3 protein-coding genes and 1 pseudogene are annotated in these 4,153 nt (G+C 66.9%); 3 read left to right on the forward strand and 1 reads right to left on the reverse strand.

Going from position 1 to position 4,153, the window contains the following annotated elements:
* Window positions 1–214: 214 nt before the first annotated feature.
* Window positions 215–1,312, forward strand: coding sequence for a Gfo/Idh/MocA family protein (locus tag ACR3FE_RS27695; RefSeq protein WP_458211081.1), 1,098 nt, complete (start codon window positions 215–217; stop codon window positions 1,310–1,312).
* A gap of 81 nt (window positions 1,313–1,393) precedes the next feature.
* Here the strand turns inward: ACR3FE_RS27695 and ACR3FE_RS27700 are convergent, their stop codons facing one another.
* Window positions 1,394–2,638 carry a mandelate racemase/muconate lactonizing enzyme family protein gene (locus ACR3FE_RS27700; RefSeq protein ID WP_458211079.1) on the reverse strand — a complete coding sequence of 415 codons (1,245 nt, stop codon included), beginning with the start codon at window positions 2,636–2,638 and terminating at the stop codon, window positions 1,394–1,396.
* A gap of 12 nt (window positions 2,639–2,650) precedes the next feature.
* On the opposite strand from ACR3FE_RS27700, the gene dgoD reads away from it, so the two are divergent.
* Window positions 2,651–3,826, forward strand: coding sequence for a galactonate dehydratase (gene dgoD / locus ACR3FE_RS27705; protein WP_458211080.1), 1,176 nt, complete (start codon window positions 2,651–2,653; stop codon window positions 3,824–3,826).
* Window positions 3,827–3,940: 114 nt separating this feature from the next.
* Window positions 3,941–4,153, forward strand: a pseudogene (locus ACR3FE_RS27710) (aldolase); the annotation flags it as partial.

Consider the following 4,153-nt stretch of genomic DNA (forward strand, 5'->3'; position numbering starts at 1 on the left):
CCGCCCCACGCGCGGCGAGGGCGCGAGTCGCCGCGCGGCCGATGCCGGAGCTGGCGCCCGTTACGAGTGTGACACTGTCTTCGAGCGAGTTTCCGCTCATGGGTAGTCATCCTGTGGGTGCGGCATAACAGTTACCCCAGGTCGGTTCCCCGCGGAACGTGTCCGATATCCGGTGCCAAACTACAAGTAGGGTTCAGGTCACAGGGAATATATGGTGACGTACGAAGCGGGAATTATCGGTGCGGGTGGCATCGCCGGGATGGGAATTTTAGGGATGCACGACCAGGACAAGATTGGCAGGGAGAAGTTCCGCGCCAGTCACGCCGGCGGCTACCACGAGGCGGACGACATCGAACTCGTGGCCATCGCCGACGTCGACAAGGAGAAACTCGACCGGTTCGGCGACGCGTGGGACATCCCGCCGGAGCGGCGCTATCTCGGACACGAGGCGATGCTCGCTGAGGAGGACCTCGACGCGGTCTCGGTCTGCACGCCGTCGTACCTCCACCACGGGCCAGTCATCGACGCCGCGCGGTCAGCTGCCTCGCCCGATGTCATCTGGTGCGAGAAGCCCATCGCGGCGAGCGTCTCGGAGGTCGAGGAGATGAACGAGGTCTGCGAGGAGGAGGGCGCGGAATTGCTGGTCAACCACTCGTTCCGGTTCACGGATAAACTGCAGACCCTCCGCGACCTCGTCCAGGACGAGGGTATCCTGGGCGACGTCCGGTCGGTCAACGCGCAGTTCCGGCGCGAACTCATGCGCAACTCCACGCATCTCCTCGACATGCTCGTCTACCTACTGGACGCGCGCGCCGAGCAGGTCAGCGGGTACATCAACGGCGAGAACGACGCCGTGGAGGCGCTCGACGGCACGTCGGTCGACGACTCCGGCGGTGGCGGCCACCTCGTCCTGGACGACGGCACGTTCGCCACGGTCGACTGCACCGTCGCCCGCGATATCTCCTCGATGGCACTCACGTTCGTCGGGACCGAGGGCAAGCTCTATCTCAACAACGACGACGGCGAGTGGCGCTACTGGCGCCTCGAAGACGGCGCGCACGTCGAGGAGGACCTTCCCGGTATCGAGGGCGCGTGGACGTGGGAGGAAGACTACCGTAACGCCTTCCCCAACGCCGCCCGCCACGTCGTCGACCTGCTGGACGGTACGGCCGAGACGAACCACTCGCCCGGCGAGGCGGCCGCCCGGTCGCTCGAGATAATCATCGCGTTCTACGTCTCCCACTTCACCGACGCGCACGTCGACGTCCCGCTCGACCGGCCGCTGCGTGACGTGACGATATCCTCCTGGTAGGCGGACCTGAACCACGTTCGAAAAGACCGCTGCGTCGAGACGTGCCGGCGGAACTGGACGACTCGGCGCGTGCCGGTTCGGTCAGTCGACGCGGTAGGCAGCGATGGCGTCCTCATCGAGTTCGACGCCGAGGCCGGGGGCCTCGGGGACGGCCATCCGCCCCTCGTCGTCGGGCGCGAAGGGGTCGGTAGCTAGTTCCTCGCGGAGCGGGTTCGCCGAGCGGTCGAACTCCAGCGGGCGCTCCCGGGGGAGCGTCGAGAGCAGGTGGAGCGACGCCGCGAGCGCTATCGGCGTCCCCCAGACGTGGGGCACGAGTGGCGTGCCTGCGTCGCGGGCACGAGCGGCGATTCGTCGCGCCGGCGTGAGTCCGCCGACGTTGCAGACGTCCGGTTGCGCCACGTCGAGGGCGTTCATCGAGAGGAGGCGGTCGAACTCGGCGGGCGTATGACACTCCCCGCCCGCGATTCGGACGTTGAGTTCGCGCCGAAGTCTAGCGTACCCTTCGTGGTCCGTCGGGCGAACCGGCTCCTCGAACCAGCGGACGTCGAGGGCGGCGAGTTCCCGCCCGACCGCCGCGGCGGTCGGGCGATCGTAGGCGTAGTTGGCGTCGACCATCACGTCGACGTCCGACCCGACGGCCTCGCGGACCCGCCTGACGAGCTCGACGTCGGCTTCGGGACCGTAGCCAACGATCGAGAGGCCGACCTTCAGCTTCAGCGCGCCGAGCGCCCGCGCGTTGGCCTGGGCTTCCTCGACGATGGCGTCGTACTGCGAGCCGAGGTCCTCCGTGGGTCGGAAGTAGTGGCCCGTGGCGTACGCGGGCACCGACGCCCGGCGGCGGCCGCCGAGCAGTCGCCCCGCGGGCTCGTCCGCGAGTTTGCCGGCGAGGTCCCAGAGGGCGATGTCGAGGCCGCTTATCGCGGGAAGCGGAACGACCGACTGATAGGCCGCGCGCCCGGTGTCATAGAGCGCGTCGTGGAGTCGCTCCACGTCGCGGGGGTCCTCGTCGAGGAGCACCGACGCCAGGAGGTTCTCGACGGTCTCGCGAGTCCCCGTGACCGGCCCCCAGCACTCGCCCCACCCGACGGTCCCGTCGTCCACCTCGACGCGGACGAGGAGCGCAGACCGGGTGTCGACCCACTCCTGGGAGTACCCGAACGGTTCGTCGAGCGGCGCTTCGAGCGGTACCGTCTCGACCGTCTCGATGGTCGGACCTGACATGGCTCGGTGTTTCCCCCACGGTAGCAAATAACCACTGGTGAGCGATACCGAGGAACAGTCGACAAACGATACCGACTCACATACGCTTAAGGGAGCCCGAGACAATTACAAACCAGCATGTCGGACGTACGCATCACCGACGTAGAGACGTATCTCGTCGCCAATCCCTGGAAGCCGTGGGTGTTCGTTCGCCTCGAGACGGACGCCGGCGTCACCGGCCTTGCCGAGGCGACGACGCACGACAAGCCGCGGACGGTCGCGGCGGCCATCGAGGAGATGAGCGACTACTTCGTCGGGAAGGATCCTTTCGACACCGAGCAGATATGGCTCGAGATGTACCGCGACGAGTGGTTCTCGAAGAACGTCGTCAACACGACCGTTTGCTCGGCGGTGGACATGGCCTGCTGGGACATCAAGGGCAAGTTGCTCGAGAAACCCGTCTACGAGCTCCTCGGCGGCAAGGTCCACGGCGACAGCCTCCGCGCCTACGCGAACGGCTGGTACACTGAGACTGACGGCGAGCCGGCGGGGTTCGCCGATGCCGCCCAACAGGTCGTCGACGACGGCTACGACGCCATGAAGTTCGACCCCTTCGGGACGGCCTGGCAGCGCATGAGCAAGAAAGAGCTCAACCACGCGGTCGACATCGTCAGCGCGGTCCGCGAGGCCGTCGGGCCGGACGTCGACCTGCTTATCGAGGGCCACGGCCGTTTCACCGCCGGGCAGGCGGTCGACGTCGCCAACAGGCTCGCCGAGTTCGAGCCGACCTGGTTCGAGGAGCCCTGCCCGCCGGACTCCATCAACAGCCTCCGCGAGGTCGCCGAGAAGTCGCCTGTCCCCATCGCGACCGGGGAGCGCCACATGAGCAAGCACGACTTCTTCGAACTCGTCACGCGCACCGACGTCGACATCGTCCAGCCCGACATCATGAATACGGGCGGCATCACCGAGTCGAAGAAGATCGCGGCCATCGCCGAGGCCGATCACGTGAGCTTCGCGCCGCACAATCCGCAGGGCCCGGTCGCGACGGCCATCTGCACCCACGTAGACGCCGCGGTCCCGAACTTCATGATCCAGGAGGTCTTCCAGACCTACGACGTCGAGTGGGTCGACGATCTCCTGGTCGACCCCGTCGCCATCGAGGACGGGCACATCCGGATTCCCGAGGGCCCCGGCCTCGGCATCGAACTCGACATGGACGTGGTCCGCGAGCACGAGTACACTGGTGAGGGGGTTCACACTATCAACCTCTTCGAACAGGGTTGGGAGAAACGCGAGGTCGACCAGCGGTAACCCCTATCGGCCGACCGCTCGCCCACCACCGTCGATCAATCGGCGATGAACGGATTCCCGTGCGCGGACCGCCGGCAGCGATACTTTGATGGGGGCCCGATACGCGTTTCACGTATGCCTACTCGGACGCTCAGAGAACGGTTACTCGACGGCGAAACGACCGTTGGAACGTTCCAGCTCATCGACTCGCCGATGGTCTCGGAGATGGCGGGCCTCGCGGGGATGGACTTCGTCATCGTCGACCAGGAGCACGGCCCCCTCACGGCGGAGACGAGCGTCGGACTGTGCGCGGCCGCGGAGCGCGGCGGCGCCGCGCCCATCGTCCGC

The organism is Haladaptatus rarus (assembly GCF_054177585.1).

Bases quoted from the DNA above. Each gene is read 5' to 3' on its own strand.
- dgoD (WP_458211080.1), top strand. From the start codon at position 2,651: ATGTCGGACGTACGCATCACCGACGTAGAGACGTATCTCGTCGCCAAT.